Here is a 17,036-nt window from a genome sequence, read left to right on the forward strand (position 1 = left end):
TCACTATGCCACTACAGTTCATCGTTAATACCTGTTCCTAGTCCAACACACTCTGCTGCCGCACGATTCGATAATGCACTTAAGATCGCAGACGCGCTGCTGGTATTGCCGATACCCATTTCACCAAACATGATGATATTCGTGCCATTCGAAATGGTTCTAGTTACAAGCTCAGTGCCCAGTTCAATCCCACGTTCAACCGTTTCTAAACTCATTGCCGCTTCGTTAGCAAAGTTATTGGTTCGTGTACCCAAACGCAGAGAAATCAACATGCCGTTGTCAGATTCCACAGGTAGCAATATCCCTGTGTCGACTACCGTGATATCGATGTTATTCACCGCACAGAAGCAATTGATTGCCGCGCCACCGCTTAAGAAGTTCAACACCATCTGTTGCGTCACGGCACTTGGAGCAATACTCACACCTTCATCTGCAATGCCATGGTCGCCAGCAAAAATGATGATACTTGGTTTATTCAATTCGATGAATTCAACCGCTGTTTCTTTGCCTTGGCTCTGAATCAATGCCAGTTGATGTGCGACTTTTTCTAGTAAGCCAAGCGCACCGAGTGGCTTGGTTTTTTGGTCAATTCGGTGTTGGATGTACTGCGAGTATTGGGTATCTAACATAGTTTTTAAAACGCTTATTCTGGGTATGTTGATTTAGGTGCTGCTATTTAGGACGAGCGACAGAGAACACATTGGAAAGCGTCGCGTATTCACCGCCACCAAGTCGAGATAAAGGATCCAGAGCCAACGCATCAACCTTAAGACGTTCACTCTCTTTATCGATCACATCTTCAGAGATGTATACGGTTTCGACTTGAGCAAAGATGAGGCTTTGTGGCACCTCTCCGACTTCTTTTACTTCGTACAGTGTGCAGCCAAAAGCGACCGCGCACTCTTTCACTCTGGGTAAAGAGAAGCCTTCAAATTCAACCAGCTCAATGTTATTCGCGGTTACTTCAGAATCGCCGTGATCGAGTGTTGCCGCTGTCGCTGTCATCACTTCGGCGGAACTGGACGAAGCAATGTGAATCACCAACTTACCCGTTTCAAGGGCGTTACGAGTGGTATCTTTGATTTCGCCCGATGGCTTTTTCCCAACCGACAACATCAGTAGCGGCGGATTGCTGGAAACAGGCGTGAAATAAGAGAAAGGCGCTAGGTTGTACTCTTGTTCAGAAGATTCCGTCAATGCCCACGCAATAGGGCGAGGAACGACGGTTTGTGTCATCAGGTGATAAATCTGAGTGGGAGCGAGAGTATCAAGCTTGAGGTTCATAGCACGTCCTTGGTCTATGTGAATTACGACTCAGTTTACGTGTTAAGCAAGGCTGTATCTATGGCTATATGGTAGAAACTGCGGAGAGTGTTCTTAATTTAAGCAGTTTAAGACCACTTTTCTCAAATTGAGAATCAAAAAGACAACATGCTTTGGTTTCGAACACCGCCAAAACCAAAAAATCAATAACTTACGTTTTGGCATCGATTATGCTTTATAGAAAGTAACTCGCTAACCTCTCCTTTAGTGAGTTAAGCAAACCACTTTTCAATCTCTCTCCATTGTTAAGTTGGAAACACAGTAAGTTTAGTAAGACGTAAAGTTAGTTCAGTAAGTAACAAAGTGATTGCCCTCACTTAGCAACAAACAGTCGACGACTAGAAGTAAAAATAAAACTAAGATTTAGGAGGTGTAATGATTCCAAACTCAAGTAAAAGAAAACCAAATAAATCAAGTAAGAAAGCTAGCAAAAAGGTAAGGAAAATCCCACTATCCTTCGCCTAGTAAGTAGCAAGAAAAGTAACGAAGCCCGTCGCCCAGCGGGCTTTGTTATGTTTATCACTTTACTTGCGTTTCGCACTGCGCTTATGTTTCAGACCAAACGACATCAGCTCTTTTTCCATAAACCGGTCACTCCACACAGTGCTGGACACTCGTTTAACAAACTTTTATTCGCCTAAAATTCAAACACTGTTTATATTAAACAAGCACTTGTGAGATGAATAAGGGATTAAAATGAGCATTTCTGGAGACAAAACATCGGTTGTGGTGGCTGGTGCAACCGGCCTAATTGGCCATCATGTGATGAAGTTGCTCATCGATGAAGCAGCCGTTGATCATATCTATGCCCTATCTCGCAGAGCATTAGATTCACAGTTTGACTCCCACAAACTACACACTCTTATTCACAGCGATCTTCAAGTTACCAGTTGGGATGACACGAATGCGACGCCTAATCTTGGTGTTATCTGCTTAGGTACGACCAAGAAAAAGGCCGGATCAAAAGAAGCACTCCGCAAGATTGATGTGGAACTGGTTAGCCAAGTGGCGCAGTCGATGAAGTTTCTTGGGGTTCAACGTGTCGCAGTCGTTTCTAGCTATGGCGCTTCTCCAGATTCCTATTCGCACTACCTTCGTTGCAAAGGGCAAATGGAGCAAAACTTAAAACGTATTGGCTTCAAACAGCTTTTCATTGCCCGCCCCGGACCATTGGTTGGTGAGCGAGATGAACCGAGAACCGATGAAAAACTCCTGCAAAGTGTCTTTCCTCTGCTATCTCCATTTATGTTTGGCAAACTCAAAAACCTGCGCCCTATTCAGTCAGAGGATGTAGCCAAAGCCATGTTGTTCCGATTATTCGAAAATAATTTCCAAAATATCGAAATTTACTCGTCAAGCGACATGCTCAATTTATTGGCAAAATATCGCTAAAAAGCTCACCTATTCATCACAATGTTGAATATCCACTCATCCTATTGAGTGGATATTACTAATCGTTCTATTAAATTACTTTTCCTTATTTTACGTTTTGTAACAGGTCGCTACTGTAGCTAACAGTATTTGCGCCCATATATCTAAGCGCCCTATCGATTCAAAGAAATTCATAAGGAAAAAAAATGTCATTTTCAGCTATCGCTGCCTTAGCGGTATTCACTGGTATCCTCTTTTTTCTCTACGGACAGCAGAAAAAAGAAAACACGTTATCGCGCTTAGTTCTATTAGGTTTAGTTTTCGGTAGTGCTTTTGGTCTTGGTCTACAGCTGTTATTTGGTGAAGGCAATCCGATCATCAAAGAGACGCTTGAATGGGTAAACATTGTTGGCCGTGGTTATGTTGGACTCCTAAAAATGGTGATCATGCCATTGGTATTGGTTTCAATGATTGCAGCGGTAGTGAAGCTTGAAAAAGGCGGTTCACTAGGCAAGATTTCGGGCATCACAATTTCTGTACTACTAGCAACAACCGCGATTTCAGCGATTGTTGGTATTGTGGTTACTCAAGCATTCGGTTTATCTGCTGAGGGGTTAACAGAAGGCGCTCGCGAAACTGCACGTATCGCAACACTAGAAAGCCGCATCGGCAGCGTTTCAGACCTAACCATTCCACAAATGCTAGTCAGCTTCATCCCAACCAACCCATTTGCAGATCTGACAGGCGCTCGCTCTACCTCTATCATCGCGGTGGTTATCTTTGGTGTGCTAACGGGTATCGCTGCTCGTAAAGTGATGGCAGAAAAAGAAGAGTTGGAATCACCAATTCGTACCTTCGTTGAAGCAGCTCAATCTATCGTAATGCGCTTAGTTAAGATGATCATGGCACTCACGCCATACGGCATCGCGGCGTTAATGGCGAAAGTAGTGGCAACATCGAGCGCTTCTGACATCTTAAGCCTACTAGGTTTCATCGTAGCGTCTTACGTTGCGATTCTATTGATGTTCGTTGTACACGGTGTGTTGGTTTCTTTTGTCGGCGTAAACCCAAAAGAATACTTCCAAAAAATCTGGCCAGTACTGACATTCGCATTCACTTCGCGTAGTTCTGCAGCAACGATTCCACTGAACGTTGAAGCGCAAATCACTAAGCTAAACGTGCCACCAGCAATTGCTAACCTATCTGCCTCTTTTGGTGCGACGATTGGTCAAAACGGTTGTGCGGGTATCTACCCTGCAATGCTAGCAGTAATGGTTGCGCCTACAGTCGGCATCGACCCAATGGACATCAACTTCATTCTGTCTCTGATTGCTATTATCACAGTGAGCTCATTCGGTATTGCTGGCGTAGGTGGCGGTGCAACGTTCGCGGCACTTATCGTACTTCCAGCGATGGGGCTACCAGTAACGATTGCAGCACTGCTTATCTCTATCGAACCACTTATCGATATGGCTCGTACGGCGCTTAACGTATCTGGTGCGATGACAGCCGGTACAATCACAAGTCGCCTACTGGGTAAGAAAGACAAGCAACAAGATCTGGAACAAGCTAACGCTTAATTCTGAATCGAACAGCTCTGCAAATAAAAAAACCGATGCACATGCTAGGCTGATAAGTTATGGGGGATCTGAGTTATACTCATATCCTCTTTTTTATATTTTAAATTCAATAAGTTAAAGGTTTAGCTATTTACCTAAAACCGTAGGATGATGTTAAATAAACCTTTAAAAACAATAATTTACTTGATGATCGAGAAAATATATCAATCATTATCAGAATGATTGATAAATAGTTGGGTTTAAGGATAGAGTTGTAGTCATTGATACTGAGATCACTGGCTAGTCACCACTAGACCGTACATTTGACCTGCTGGTAACGTAACTCACAATTGGACAAAAACGTGTCAGCGCCTTTCCTAAATTAGGATTTAATGGATTACTTTTTTGTATCACAAGACCTCTAGTCTAGTTATAAAATTTACGTAGCAACTACATTCGCAACTTTAGCTTAAACCTATAGTTATGACCCCTACCGAGATAGGCTTATGTCGGCAACTCAACCCGCACCAACAACCCTGCTTGTTGATTGCTTAACTCAACATTGCCACCATGGCTGCGGATAATGTTTCGAGCTATCGCCATCCCCAAACCTGTTCCACCTGTTTCTCGGTTGCGTGAGGTTTCTATACGATAAAACGGTTCGAATACTTGCTCAAACTGCTCCTCTGGTATGCCGTCACCACTGTCTTGAATCTCGATAATCAGTAAACGTTGATCTGGTATCGATAATGAAACCTCAGCATGAGCACCATACTTAGCGCCGTTTTCAATCAGGTTTCTTAACGCACGCTTAAGGCTTACTGGGCGGCATAGTAGTGTCGCAGAGTCAGATTCCTTAAATTCAATCGAGTAGCCGACCTCAACTAGGTCTTCACACAAGCTGCCTAAAAAGGCATTCACTTCAACGGGCTGTGTCGCTTCGGTGTCTGAGGACTGCTTCATGAACGAGAGCGTCGACTCCGACATCAACTGCATCTCTTCGAGTGTTTTTAGTAGCGCATCACGGTCATCACTGTCTGGCATCATTTCCACACGCAGCAGCATACTGGTGATAGGGGTACGTAAGTCATGAGATAGCGCGGCCAGTAATCTCGCTCTGTCTTCACCAAAGCGTTGCACTCGTTGGTTCATTTGGTTAAAGGCGCGAATCGTCTCGGTAATGTCCTTTGCGCCGTGTTCTGCGATAGGCTCAACCACTTCACCTCGCCCTAACTGTTGAGATGCCTGAGACAAGAGCTGTAGTGGCTTGGTGATTTTTTTTATCATCACCGCAATGCAAACCAGTGCCAGTAGTGTCGCAAGGGCAAAAAAGGTCACCCCCTGCTTTATGGCAATCGCACTTAGTGTTGAAGAAGTGGCATTGAGTTGTAGCCAGCGATCGTTTTGTAGATGCACAGCAACTCTTAATTCTGTTAATGCCTTATCGTTGCGCTCATCAGAGTTTTGGGGTGCACCAGACATTAACAACAGAGGCTGGCGCTCTTGCTTGACCCACACTCGGCCTTGATAGTTTTGACCAAGCGCAGCGGTAATGTTGTTGACCACCGCTTGTTCAGACTCATTCATGGTCACATGACTTAAATCCATGCGCTTCTGAATACTATAGCGAGCATAATCATTATTAAAGGGATTAAGAAGTGAGCCATAATCTTGCCCTCCTTCTACTTGCTCAAGTTTTTCTACTACCGTGACAAACTTTTCAATCTGCTGGCTTTCGTTTACTTCGGAAATCGCGCCACTGTAGATCATGCTCAAGATGCCAAACGTAACGATTTGGGCGAGCAACAGCACACAGAGCACCGCAAGCAGCATTTGAGAAAATAGGCTGCGGCCCACCTTCTGGGTAAGGCGGCTGATTAAATTTAGGACAAGATTTTTAGCAGGGTTTAACATTAAGACTCGACCTTCTCGGTAAACATGTATCCGCCGCCCCAAACGGTTTTAATTAACGTTGGGTTCTTCGGATCTGATTCTATTTTCTTACGTAAGCGACTGATTTGGTTATCAATGCTACGATCAAATGGGTTTGCTTCCGCGCCTTTGGTTAAGTCCATGAGCTGATCACGGTTAAGAACCTGTCTCTCATGGGCTAAGAACGCCTTTAACAAACGAAATTCTGCCGCACTTAACGCTACCAGCAAGCCATCATCTCGGGTTAACTGGTGTTGATGAATATCAACCTGCCAGCCGGAGAACTTAATCATGGAGCTCTGCTGCTTTGGCGGTTCAACATCGGCACTTTTTTCTACTCGTCTCAGTACCGCTTTCACACGAGCCAACAGCACCCGAGGGCTAAACGGTTTAGTCAGGTAATCATCTGCCCCTAACTCCAAGCCAACCACAGTATCTGCATCTTCACTCATGGCGGTTAAGAAGATAAAAGGCGTGCTCTGTTTCTCTTGCAGCTCTTTACACAGGGTTAAACCGTCATCACCGGGCATCATGATATCGAGGATCACCAAGTCAAACTTTTGCTTGGCAATCGCCGCTCGCATTTCATCACCGCCATTGGCTTCAACAACGGTGAAGCCATGCTGAGAGAGGTAACGCCCCAATAAGGTTCGAATATCGTCGTGATCATCGACCACCAGTATCTGTTTATTCATTGCACACTCTTTGGTTTGTTATCGCGCCTGTTGATGTTGGCGATAACCACTGCTTTATGTCTTGTCCAACCCCTAGCATACAAGGAATGATGACAAGGGTAATCACTGTCGCAAACAAAATGCCAAACCCAAGCGAAATTGCCATTGGGATCATCAGTTGTCCCTCTTTCGATGTTTCGAAAATCATCGGTGCCAATCCACAAAACGTAGTCGCGGTAGTGAGAAAAATCGGTCTGAAGCGTCTCGTTGCCGCGTTGACTATTGCTTCTCGCCAGGTTTCTCCATCCGCTCGATTGCGGTTATAAGTGGTAATCAACATCAAGCTGTCGTTCACCACTACACCACAGAGTGCAATCACTCCTAAAATACTGATGATGCTCAGCGGGTGACCAAGGATCATATGCCCTAGAATCGCGCCCACGACACTAAATGGAATCGCCGCCATAACAAGCAGTGGCTGGGTGTAGCTTTGAAACGGTATGGCTAACAGCGCATAAATCACAATCAACGCAAGCAAGCTTGATTTACTAAGAGCACTCATACTATTCGCGGCATTTTTTTGTTGACCACCTAAACTGATTTTTAAGCTTGGGTAGCGATGCTCAAGTTCAGTGAAAATTCCTTGTTGTAATGATGCCACTAGCTGTGGTGTTTTACTTCGGTCTGTGACATCGGCGGTCACCTCAACGGAGCGTCGTCCATCACGGCGAGTCACTTCAGACGGCGCAACACTGTGTGCGACATTAGCCACACGAGAAAGCGGAACATACTGACCATTCGGTATCTGAACCATCAAATTGTATAAATCCAACTCACTCTGGCGATACGTCTCATCAAGTTGAACTTTCACCGCAACCTCATGGATACCTTGTTGTTGTTTCAGCGCGGTGACACCAAAAAAGGCGTGTCTTAATTGCTGTGAAATATCATCCGCAGTAAACCCCATTGCCAAACCAACCGAATTAATGCTGACATCTAACTGGCTGTTACCACTCGAAAAGCTGCTCGAAATTTCACTTACACCCGAAAAAGCGTGCAACTCAGAAGTTAATAGTTCACTCGCTTCACGTAAGATTTGGGTATTTGAGTGATTCATTTGCACCGTTAATGCCGCGCCGCCACCGGGGCCACCGCCAGATGTGGTGTAGCGCATACTTTCTACACCAGTAATATCACTGTTTTCTGCGCGCCATAATTTTGCGATGTCTCTAGTGCTGAGTGAACGCAGGCTTGGGTCGCCTAAGTAAAGCGAGACTCTCATTGTCGTGCCTTTTATTGACGTGGTTAACCCCGTTGCAAACTCCTCACCACCATTTTGTTCAACGATACGTTCAGCACTCTGCTCTAATAACTTCGCAACCTCTTCCATGCGTGACTCTGCGGTTCCATAAGGCATGGTTGCCACTACACGTACCCCATTCACTTCAAAACGAGGCATAAGGTAAAAACCTAAACGACCACTGGCTAGCCATGCACCGACTAACACCATCACAGCAATCGCCACAGAAAGTGATAGATACTTACGATTAATCACCGATTGCAGGGCTGGCTTGTACATTTGGTGGATGAAATGTTGCAGTTGTCTATCCACCGAACCCTGCCAGCTATCGAGTTTCTGACCGATTTTTCCTTTTGGTTTGTCTTTCATTCGACCTAAATGAGCAGGCAGAATAAACAGTGCCTCTATCCATGAGATGGCAAAGACACTGATCACGACTAAAGGTGTTGCCGCTTGAAGTTTGCCAATTTGCCCCGGTAGCGTCAGGATCGGTAAAAACGCAACCATGTTGGTTAAAATGCTAAAGGTCAGAGGTACGGCAACGTCTTTCGCACCAAGGATCGCCGCTTTCATAAAGCTCATCCCTTGCTGTCGTCGGTGATAGATATTTTCACCCGCAATGATTGAGTCATCGACCACAATACCTAAGGCAATAATGAAGGCGAACATGGATACGGTGTTGATCGAAACATCCATACCCGGCAGCAGTAACATAGCGCCAAGGAACGAAGTTGGAATGCCCATCGTTACCCAAAATGCGAGGCGATATTCCAAGAAAATACTCAGCATCACCAACACAAGCACCAAGCCTAAAAACGCGTTTTTGAGTAGGATGCTCATCTGATTGTAATAATTAACTGAGTCATCATCGGCAATCACGATGCTGACATATGGAGGCAGATTTATTTCGATTTCAGGCAATACGTCTCGTACTGCTTGAGAAACCCCAACTGGCGTTTGCTGGCCTACTCGATATACCGTTAACCCTGATGCAGGCTCACCGTTATAACGCATCTGGTGACCGTCATCATTCAGCCCATCTTCAATTTTTGCTACCGAGCCTAACCGTACTGTGCTACCGTTTTGGGTGGTTTTTACCGGAATTGCATCAAAGTCTTGTGCTATCTCTAAACGTCCATGCACTCGCACGCTAATATCACCTGATACGGTTTCAATCTCACCAGCACCAAGATCAAACGCGTGTGTTTTGATGGCGTTTGAGATGTCGTTTAACGTTAAGTTAAGCTTCTGTAGTTGTTGATGATCAACATTGACTTGAATCTCATGATCTAAGTCTTGCTCAAGATCGATTTGAGTAATGCCCGACTCTTGTAATAAGCGTTGGCGCACATCTTCCGTCAATGTGTGAAGCGCTTTTTTATCGACATTGCCATGCACGACAATCTCCATCACATCTTTTTTGCGACTCTTAATGTAAACGCGCGGTTTTTCCGCTTCTTGAGGCAGAGTCGATAAGCGGTTGATCGCTTGTTCTACCTCTTGCAGTAAGTAATTGACATCAAAGCCATCGATCACCGTCATTGAGACAGACGCTTTGCCTGACTTTGATGTTGACGTCAGCTCATCAATCCCTTCTAAACTGCGGATCGCATTCTCGATAGGTAGCACAACGCTCAAATCAATTTCATCTGGTGCGGCACCTGAATATTCCACATCAACGATCACTTCATCTAGGTCAAATGCCGGAGTGATCTCTTTTTTGATGTTCCAGCTCACCAACAAACCACCGAGGATAAGCATTAACATCAGTAGGTTTGGCGTGACCTTATCTTTGGCCATCCATGCAATAGGGCTTCTCATCAGACTTAGTTCTCTTGTTGGGGATTTTGGATAGTTTTCATCGCGGTTCTCAGTGGCATTCCTGATACAGGAGAGCCGAGATAAGAGCTCACGACTCGCTCACCGACTTTTAGTTCGTCACCAATATAGGCAAAGGTGGCATTTCTAAACACTGGGGTTACGCTACGTATTTCAAGCTTGTCATCTTGATTCATGATCCAAACTTGGTTATCACTTCGCATCAGTTCATCTGGCAGCACACTCACGTTATCTAGTGCCTTTCCCTTCAGGGTGACATCAAGCAAATCATTGATCATTACACGTGGTTTGCCTTGGTTTTCAGCTAACAGTGCCAATGGATCAGCAATCGCAACCACCACAGAAATCATGCGAGACTGGCTATCCATGTTTGGTGCAATCGAGAGCACTTCTCCATGGCGAGTTTGACCATTCCAGTGTGAGCTTGTAATTGATACTGAACTGCCTTTGCCATTTTGATTGGCATATTCAAGCCACTGCGCGCCAGTTTCTGGCAGTTCAACGGTTAACAGAAAACGGTCAGTAGAGACGAGTTGAAGTAAGTCACTGCTGGTTGACACTCGGCTGCCGATATGGACATTGCTTTTCATCACTTGCCCAGAAAACGGTGCTCGAATTTGGGTGCGAGCCAGATCTAACTCCGCTTTGGCAAGGTTGGCTTTCGCACGATTTACGTTGGCTTTGGCTGCCTCAAGTTGCGGTAAACGCATCACCAAAGCGCGTTCATTCTCTGTCAATTTATGACCTGTTAGTTGGTACTCTTTCTTAGCAATGCTCTGACGACCAAGTTCGAGTTTTAGCTCCGACTGGGCTTCAACCACCGCGGCTTTCATTTCTTGGCGCGTGATCAAGTACTCTGAGTTATCTAACTCAATTAAGTTTTCGTTATGCGTAATTTGACTTCCTGCGACAAGGTTAGGTTTGATTGCAACGACTTGACCACTAACCTCTGGGTATATCGAAATCATCTTATCGGCACTCACCGTTGCTAATGCATTTAGCTCAATATTGACTCTGTTTTTTTCAACAAGGTAGGTATCCACCAATCGCTCAACTTTCACAGGTTTTGCGCGCTGACTTTTTGGCGTCGATGCCATCAAATGCCATGCACTACCACCAGCAAGTGAAAGAACAAGAATAGGTGCAACGACTTTTTTAAGAGTGGGTGTGGTGATTTTCATTAGTCCATATCCTGTTCTATTGATTGGATGGTTTGGTTGTCTGTTTTGTTTGACTCAAATGTATTGAGATTCCCCGCAATTGAACGGTGCAGAGCAACACGCAAAGCAAACAAGTTACCTTGGCTCTCAACTTGACTCTGTTGTAAATCGAGCTCGGATTGTTGCGCGGTGAGCACTTGCAGAAAGTCCACGCTGCCATTTTGATAACGAAGCTGCTTGATTTGCGCCGTTTTTGAAGCCAGATCTAAGCGCTGTTCAATGTTACTCAACTGATCATGTTCGCCCTGCTCTTGGGTTAACGCGGTTTCAACTTCACTGATAGATTCAATAACTTTTTGGGTGTAGGTATTCAAGCTTTCATTCAAGACGGCTTGTTGTTCCTCAATCGCTGCTTCTCGCGCGCCACCATCCAGAATCGGAACTAAAAGCGAGCCAGCGAGCTTGCTCACCCAATCACTCATCAAATCAGAAATATTGGCTGAACTTGAAAGCAGTGAAGCGGTAATTTGAATTTGTGGGTAACGATCAGCCTCAGCCACCACAACATTTTGTTGCTGACTTTGCACTGTGTACCACGCTTGTTTTAGATCGGGTCTTTGCTTAAGTAACTGCGCAGGAACACCCACATTTGGCATCATTGGCAACGTTGATAAAGGTGGTAAGTCTGTTAGCGCGAAAGAGAGATCCCCAGTCAGTACCTTGAGCTGCTGCTCAATCACCTTTAATTCACGATTAGCCGCCAGTAACTTCGCTTTTTGCGCTTGCTGTAGCTGCTGTTGTTGCCAGATATCTTCAATATTGCTTTGTCCATATTGATGATGGAGCATTAGCATCTCTAGCTGTTTATCAAGTACGGATAGTTGTTGTGAGTACAACTCGAACAACGCATTCAGGGTGACGGCTTGATACCAGCTAAGCGCAATCTCCGAGCTCAATGTAATGGCTGCAACATCCAGTTCTTGTTGGCTGGCAAGGTAGTCAAATTCTGCGGCTTGTTGGGTTGCCGATAAGCGAGACCATAAATCGATCTCATAGCTCGCCATCACACCAAATTGGAATGCGCTCTTAGAATCAGAAGATTGCATCGTGCGTTCAGCATCAAAGGTGGCGTCAAGTGTGGGTGATGAGATCGCCCCTGCCTGTGTCGCTTTGCTAGCCGACTGTTGTAAGCGGTTGATTGCCGCCTGAAAGCTAAAGTTGTTGCTTAGCGCTTGGGAGATTAAATGATTCAACTGAGGATCATTAAGTGACGTCCACCACTTTGCAGCCATTTCACTGTGGCTAGCGCCAGTATGACTATTTTGAGTTGTCGTCGCAGTAATTTGCTGAGGAAGTGACAGGGGCAAAACAGCCGTAGAATCCGTAGGCATCGACTTAGAGGCACAGCCTGCCAATATCGTACTTAAACTCGCAATAAAAAAAGATGAACGCTGCATAGGTGGTGGGCTCATTGATAAACAGTGACGCCACTATACGGCTCAAGTACTGATATTTTTTGCCAAGCAATCACCAGTTTGTCGCAAATTGTATCAATTTCGCTAAATTGTCGAGGTTTGTATCAAAGCCGTTTTTTTACTCAAATTTGTGCCACGATATTGACTCATTTTAATCACAGAGTAACCCCATGCCTTTGAGTCAGCCTAGCCAATCACACAACATCAATATGAATCCACAGCCCCTAACATGGATCAATATTGCAGCAATAACCATCGTATTAACGACAGTGAAGTTCTTTGATGGGGTACTTGCTCCGCTGCTTGTGTCGGTTTTTATCGCGTTCGCAATCTACCCAGTGATTACTTTGGTTAGGCGTGCAAAAGTGCCACATATTGCAGCCTCTCTGCTTGTTACACTGTTGTTCTTGGCTAGTATTGGCACATTAGGTGGTGTGTTAGGGAGTTCAATCAGTGACATTTTGATGAATATCGACCATTACCAAGCAAGCTTGCAAGAAATCTTGAGCAGCATAAACCTTTACGCCAACCGTGCGGGTTTACCTATAGACCTAAGCTTGCTGAACATTGAGTCTTTATTTGCCACAACGGAACAGTCTATGCTCCATGTGGCCTCCAAAGCTGGCAATACCATGAGTAACTTGATGATTATCTTGGTCACGACAGGATTTATTGTGATAGAAGCGCCGGTTTTTCACCGCAAACTGCACCGTCATATGCGCTCAGAAAAAATGGTAATCAGTATTGATAAGTTTGTGCACTCAATGAACCGCTACTTGATTGCGAAATCCGCGATTAGCTTGGGTAAAGCGGTACTAGTCGGTGGGATCTTATGGGGCTTTGGAGTTGAGTATTACGTCCTTATGGCTGTACTGGTGTTCTTACTTAATTTCATCCCGAATATTGGCCCACTATTGGCCGCTGTACCACTTACAGTATGTGCGTTACTGCAAACAGGGATTAACGAAACTCTAGTGATCGTATCGCTATATTTTGGTATCAACTTTGTCGTTGGTAACTTTGCCGAACCGAAATTGCTAGGAAGTAAGCTAGGGTTATCGCCACTTATCGTTTTCTTGTCATTGCTATTCTGGGGCTGGTTATTAGGACCAGTTGGGCTGATTCTTTCCGTTCCACTCACGATGGCGGTGAAGATCTGTTTTGAGAGATCTAGCAACTATCAACATATTTCAGAGATTATGGGGTGAATATAAGATAGTTAAAGTGAATGACTGAGTGCATTCAAACTTAGCGAATCCTGAATGCAGTCTTACGGTCAACTTCGTTTATCTTTAAGCCCAAGACGTTGAAATTAATAGATAAATCATAATCTCGATACAGTTCGGTGATCTTATCTCGGATTAATACTATTAAGGATAGCCAGTATTAACAGAGTATATATGAGTATTTACTTTAACACGCAAAGGGGTGCTTCTGAGTTACGAAATGCCAACTGTGAAATGTGCCAACTGTGAAAGTTCTGGACAAAAACGGTTTAGAGTAACCTGTCAGTTCGAGTCATATCGAGGAATCAAAGCCGAAAGACTGCATTCAGACTGACTGGATGAATTATTTGCAACTATAAAATTCAAGTTTAATATATAAGCTATTGTAATTATTGATTTATTTCTTATCACCCCACGATATCAGGCGTTTCTACCTAAGGGTAAGGCATTGAAATTAAAAGAAAAAAAGGGTTCTAAGTCAAACTCAGATCCCCCATAACTTATCAGCCTATGCACATGCATCGGTTTTTTATTGCCTGTTATTTCTATCTTGAGCGACTTCGACAGCAACAGCGCTTAAAGCACAAGTTGAATCACTTTCAAAGCAAGTGCTTCATCGTCGTCTTCACTCAACCCGCTGATACCTATAGCGCCAATCACCTGCCCATTTAAATCGATGGGAACACCGCCTTTGAAGCCAGTGATCTTTGAATCGGTCCAGTAATTTAAATCTTTTCCGGTTTCTCTTGCCCATGCACCTAGGTTACCACTTGGCTGCCTGTCTCTAGCAGAGGTATAAGCTTTGTTTTGAGCCAACAAGCCCGCTTGCACGCTAACGTTGTCCATACGAATAAACGCCAGTAACTCACCGTGCGTATCACACACGCTCACTGCGATTGCTTGTTGATTACTTTTTGCAATATCGAGAGCGTTAGACACCAATTGTTGTGCGGTCTTTTGATTCAACATGTTCAATCCCCTATGGTAACGCGTGACCACGTGAGTACACGTATAAGTTGTACCACTCTTCACGAGACAGCTTTATCTGAGTCGAAACCGCAGACGCCTTGATTCGATCTAGATTAGTCGTACCGATTACAGGTTGAATACCGGCTGGATGACGAAGTAAAAACGCCAACACAATCGCTTCACTTTCTACGCCATACTGATTTGCTAACTTAGCCACGTAGTGCGCCGTCTTTTTCACATTGTCATGTTCTGAATACAAGCCTTGCTCTGCAAAACGGCCTTGCGCCAAACAGCCCCAAGCTTGCAGTTGAATGTTATTCATTTGGCAATGTTCTAACGTGCCTGCGGCGAAGTCTGATTGATGGTGCCCTTGCGAGTTAATCATCACCCCGTCGTTTAACCAATCCAGCTTGGCTAAGCTCATCTCAACTTGGTTTGCAACAATGGGCTGTCCAAGTGCAGATTGTAGATACTGGATTTGGTGACTGTTCATATTGGACACACCGAAGAAATCGACCTTACCTTGCGCTTTTAAGTGCTCTAACGTTATTGCCAACTCATCGAGTTCCACCAAGGGATCAGGGCGATGCAATAACAGCACATCGAGCTTTTCAGTATTCAATCGGTTGAGAATACCGTCTACCGATTGGCTTACCCAATCAGCCGAGAAATCATAACGACCAACATTGCCCTCACCTTCAAAACGAATCCCACACTTGGATTGAATGAACATCTGATCACGTAACGCTGGAGCTTGTTGTAACGCTTGACCAAAGGCTTGCTCAGCTTTGCTGAAGGTATAAATATCAGCATGGTCAAACAGGTTGATTCCCGACTCCAGTGCTGTGTCGATGACACTTCGTGTTTGTGCTACATCAGCGGTCGTTACCGGATTGTCGTTCCAACCGCCTCCAAGCCCCATGCAGCCGTAAGCAACTTGCCCAACATTCGGCAGATAATTTGATAATAGGATACTCTTTTTATCATTCATTTTGTTTGTAGATTCAATGCTGTTCGTCATATCGATTCTCTCTTAGATGATTGGCTGACCAGAAATATGCTTCTATCATATTGTTCTTTTTAAAAAACAGAATATGCTAGTTACGAAATAATTGTTTGATATGACGAACAATAGATTAGTAGGAACGCGCGAATGAACGAACACAAAAGAATAGAACGACTGATCCTGTTTGTAGAACTTGCTCAGCAACTTAACTTTACCAAGGCAGCCGAAAAGCTAGGCATCTCAAAGAGTTATCTTTCTGAGCAAATCAAGCGTTTAGAGAATGATTTGCAGTGCCCGCTTTTGGTTAGAACTACGCGCAGTGTTCGTTTAACCCAAGAAGGCGAACGTGCGCTGCAGCAAGGTTTAACGATACGTTCGCAAGTATTGCAGCTCGAGCGCAGCGTTTCAGAGCAACACGACGTCGTACAAGGTTTATTACGCCTCACCGCACCCAAGATGTTTACTGAGGTATATCTATTCGATATCTGCCAACGGTTTAGACAGCAATATCCAGAAATTCGTTTCGAGATAAACAGCAGTTACACCAACTTTAACCTCAACCAAGATGATATTGATATTGCGTTTCGTGCCACCAATACGCCACCTGACAACATGGTAGCGAAACACTTAATTAGCTATCAGCATGATTTAGTCGCGACTCCCAGTTACCTTAATCAATTTGGTCGCCCAACCAATGTAAGTGACTTAAATGATCATCAATGCTTAGCAACGCTGCACCAAACCGAATGGCCTTTAAAATCGGCAAATATTGACGTGTCCGGCTGGCTGTCAAGTAATGACAACCACCTACTCAAACAACAAGCCATGGCAGGCAGTGGCATCATTCGAATCGCAAGTTATTACGTCGCGAAGGAGGTTGAACTTGGAGAATTAGAACGAGTGCTGCCTGATGAATGCCTACAACAAGGCAACAGTATTTACCTCTTCTATCCGCAGGTTATTTATCCTGCAAAGAAACACCAAGTGTTCGTTAAATTTGTTCAGGATTACTTTAAGAGTTTAAGTCGATAAAATGATGGGTTAGTGATTTAAGGTAAGTAATTCCCGAATTCAACTGCGAAGTGCGACACTCTCCAATATCAAGCAGCCAACGCCATTTCTTTAAAGACAATCGCTGGTTGCTTGAAGCCTAAACACTTTTTCGGTCGATAATTTATCCGTGATACAGCGAATTCAATATC

Annotated in this window: 12 protein-coding genes and 2 pseudogenes; 4 read left to right on the forward strand and 10 right to left on the reverse strand. The window is 44.5% G+C overall.

Annotated elements, in window-relative coordinates; all coding sequences use genetic code 11:
- Positions 1–23 precede the first annotated feature (23 nt).
- Positions 24–629 (reverse strand): annotated as a pseudogene (locus BCT34_RS02260) (nicotinate-nucleotide--dimethylbenzimidazole phosphoribosyltransferase); the annotation flags it as partial.
- 43 nt (positions 630–672) lie between these two features.
- Positions 673–1,284, reverse strand: coding sequence for a flavin reductase family protein (locus BCT34_RS02265; RefSeq protein WP_076654991.1), 612 nt, complete (start codon positions 1,282–1,284; stop codon positions 673–675).
- Between the two features lie 735 nt (positions 1,285–2,019).
- Here BCT34_RS02265 and BCT34_RS02270 point away from each other — a divergent pair.
- Both BCT34_RS02270 and BCT34_RS02275 read left to right on the forward strand, forming a co-directional pair.
- The gene (locus tag BCT34_RS02270; RefSeq protein ID WP_076654994.1) at positions 2,020–2,715 is read left to right on the forward strand and encodes an NAD-dependent epimerase/dehydratase family protein; all 696 of its coding nucleotides are present in this window, start codon (positions 2,020–2,022) and stop codon (positions 2,713–2,715) included.
- A 185-nt stretch (positions 2,716–2,900) separates the two neighbouring features.
- The gene (locus BCT34_RS02275; RefSeq protein ID WP_076654997.1) at positions 2,901–4,274 is read left to right on the forward strand and encodes an L-cystine transporter; all 1,374 of its coding nucleotides are present in this window, start codon (positions 2,901–2,903) and stop codon (positions 4,272–4,274) included.
- 483 nt (positions 4,275–4,757) lie between these two features.
- On the opposite strand, the gene BCT34_RS02280 is transcribed toward BCT34_RS02275, so the two are convergent.
- The 5 genes from BCT34_RS02280 to BCT34_RS02300 are packed head-to-tail and all read right to left on the reverse strand — an operon-like array spanning position 4,758 to position 12,615.
- Positions 4,758–6,167 carry a HAMP domain-containing histidine kinase gene (locus BCT34_RS02280; protein ID WP_076655000.1) on the reverse strand — a complete coding sequence of 470 codons (1,410 nt, stop codon included), beginning with the start codon at positions 6,165–6,167 and terminating at the stop codon, positions 4,758–4,760.
- A complete protein-coding gene (locus BCT34_RS02285; protein ID WP_076655002.1) occupies positions 6,167–6,880 on the reverse strand; it encodes a response regulator in 714 nt (237 codons plus the stop codon). The genes BCT34_RS02280 and BCT34_RS02285 overlap by 1 nt, the downstream gene beginning before the upstream one ends.
- Positions 6,873–9,980, reverse strand: a complete 3,108-nt coding sequence (locus tag BCT34_RS02290; RefSeq protein ID WP_076655004.1) for an efflux RND transporter permease subunit — start codon at positions 9,978–9,980, stop codon at positions 6,873–6,875. The genes BCT34_RS02285 and BCT34_RS02290 overlap by 8 nt, the downstream gene beginning before the upstream one ends.
- A gap of 5 nt (positions 9,981–9,985) precedes the next feature.
- Positions 9,986–11,179, reverse strand: a complete 1,194-nt coding sequence (locus BCT34_RS02295; RefSeq protein WP_076655007.1) for an efflux RND transporter periplasmic adaptor subunit — start codon at positions 11,177–11,179, stop codon at positions 9,986–9,988.
- Positions 11,179–12,615, reverse strand: coding sequence for an efflux transporter outer membrane subunit (locus tag BCT34_RS02300; RefSeq protein WP_076655010.1), 1,437 nt, complete (start codon positions 12,613–12,615; stop codon positions 11,179–11,181). Before BCT34_RS02300 ends, BCT34_RS02295 begins: the two co-directional genes overlap by 1 nt.
- 188 nt (positions 12,616–12,803) lie before the next feature.
- Here BCT34_RS02300 and BCT34_RS02305 point away from each other — a divergent pair, with 188 nt between their 5' ends.
- Positions 12,804–13,841, forward strand: coding sequence for an AI-2E family transporter (locus tag BCT34_RS02305; protein WP_076655012.1), 1,038 nt, complete (start codon positions 12,804–12,806; stop codon positions 13,839–13,841).
- Positions 13,842–14,435: 594 nt separating this feature from the next.
- Here BCT34_RS02305 and BCT34_RS02310 read toward each other — a convergent pair.
- Complete coding sequence (locus BCT34_RS02310) at positions 14,436–14,828, reverse strand: heme-binding protein (protein WP_076655015.1); 393 nt, start codon at positions 14,826–14,828, stop codon at positions 14,436–14,438.
- 10 nt (positions 14,829–14,838) lie between these two features.
- Positions 14,839–15,849: an aldo/keto reductase gene (locus tag BCT34_RS02315; protein ID WP_076655018.1), complete on the reverse strand. Its 1,011-nt coding sequence runs from the start codon at positions 15,847–15,849 to the stop codon at positions 14,839–14,841.
- Positions 15,850–15,981: 132 nt separating this feature from the next.
- Between BCT34_RS02315 and BCT34_RS02320 the strand changes: the two genes are divergently transcribed.
- A complete protein-coding gene (locus BCT34_RS02320) occupies positions 15,982–16,866 on the forward strand; it encodes a LysR family transcriptional regulator (protein WP_076655021.1) in 885 nt (294 codons plus the stop codon).
- Between the two features lie 68 nt (positions 16,867–16,934).
- On the opposite strand, the pseudogene BCT34_RS02325 reads toward BCT34_RS02320, so the two are convergent.
- Positions 16,935–17,036: pseudogene (locus BCT34_RS02325) on the reverse strand (IS30 family transposase); the annotation flags it as partial.

Origin of the sequence: Vibrio sp. 10N.261.45.E2 (assembly GCF_002875705.1) — a bacterium.
In the GTDB taxonomy this organism is placed as follows: domain Bacteria; phylum Pseudomonadota; class Gammaproteobacteria; order Enterobacterales; family Vibrionaceae; genus Vibrio.

What these genes read in the sequence shown, in the direction of transcription:
- BCT34_RS02265 (WP_076654991.1), bottom strand. Translation starts at nt 1,284, where the DNA reads ATGAACCTCAAGCTTGATACTCTCGCTCCCACTCAGATTTATCACCTG.
- BCT34_RS02270 (WP_076654994.1), top strand. Translation starts at nt 2,020, where the DNA reads ATGAGCATTTCTGGAGACAAAACATCGGTTGTGGTGGCTGGTGCAACC.
- BCT34_RS02275 (WP_076654997.1), top strand. Translation starts at nt 2,901, where the DNA reads ATGTCATTTTCAGCTATCGCTGCCTTAGCGGTATTCACTGGTATCCTC.
- BCT34_RS02280 (WP_076655000.1), bottom strand. Translation starts at nt 6,167, where the DNA reads ATGTTAAACCCTGCTAAAAATCTTGTCCTAAATTTAATCAGCCGCCTT.
- BCT34_RS02285 (WP_076655002.1), bottom strand. Translation starts at nt 6,880, where the DNA reads ATGAATAAACAGATACTGGTGGTCGATGATCACGACGATATTCGAACC.
- BCT34_RS02290 (WP_076655004.1), bottom strand. Translation starts at nt 9,980, where the DNA reads ATGAGAAGCCCTATTGCATGGATGGCCAAAGATAAGGTCACGCCAAAC.
- BCT34_RS02295 (WP_076655007.1), bottom strand. Translation starts at nt 11,179, where the DNA reads ATGAAAATCACCACACCCACTCTTAAAAAAGTCGTTGCACCTATTCTT.
- BCT34_RS02300 (WP_076655010.1), bottom strand. Translation starts at nt 12,615, where the DNA reads ATGCAGCGTTCATCTTTTTTTATTGCGAGTTTAAGTACGATATTGGCA.
- BCT34_RS02305 (WP_076655012.1), top strand. Translation starts at nt 12,804, where the DNA reads ATGCCTTTGAGTCAGCCTAGCCAATCACACAACATCAATATGAATCCA.
- BCT34_RS02310 (WP_076655015.1), bottom strand. Translation starts at nt 14,828, where the DNA reads ATGTTGAATCAAAAGACCGCACAACAATTGGTGTCTAACGCTCTCGAT.
- BCT34_RS02315 (WP_076655018.1), bottom strand. Translation starts at nt 15,849, where the DNA reads ATGACGAACAGCATTGAATCTACAAACAAAATGAATGATAAAAAGAGT.
- BCT34_RS02320 (WP_076655021.1), top strand. Translation starts at nt 15,982, where the DNA reads ATGAACGAACACAAAAGAATAGAACGACTGATCCTGTTTGTAGAACTT.